We start from the raw sequence: 474 nt of genomic DNA on the forward strand, positions 1-474 counted from the left end.
ATCTGAAGCTTCTGGCCAAAACGGGGGATCAGTTAAAAGAATGCCCTCTTCCTCCATCCAACTGTGAGTGTGCCGTTTACGCTCAATGTATTCCTCTGACTCATACCCCATAGTTTCAATGATTAACGTCGTAACAGTGTTTTCTCCGGGCGGCACCACATTCAGTATGAAATCAGGATGAATGACCGCCTCTTCTCCATCCTTCACTATTTTAGAAGTGAACAATGGTTTACTGAGACTAATTGCATCAGGGTGATTTGGTTGACGGCCGGCGTAGCTACTGGCGTTAATTATCACTTTAAGAGTGTCACGTTCTTTGTTGCTATCCACTGGTACTGGATTATCAGGGGTATATGCAGCGTGAGCGTAACCTTCGTGGCAGTAAACGCTGCCATCTCTCCCTCGCCTGTACTCCAGTATTGCCCAATAGGGAGCCCGACAGCCGACGTTGTAGGAGTTCTCGCCATTGATACT

General features: G+C 47.5%; 1 pseudogene. It reads right to left on the reverse strand.

Annotated features, from left to right (window positions below):
- Positions 1–474 (reverse strand): annotated as a pseudogene (locus AC07RN_RS21090) (hypothetical protein); the annotation flags it as partial.

This window comes from Lelliottia sp. GFLA7, from assembly GCF_056490165.1.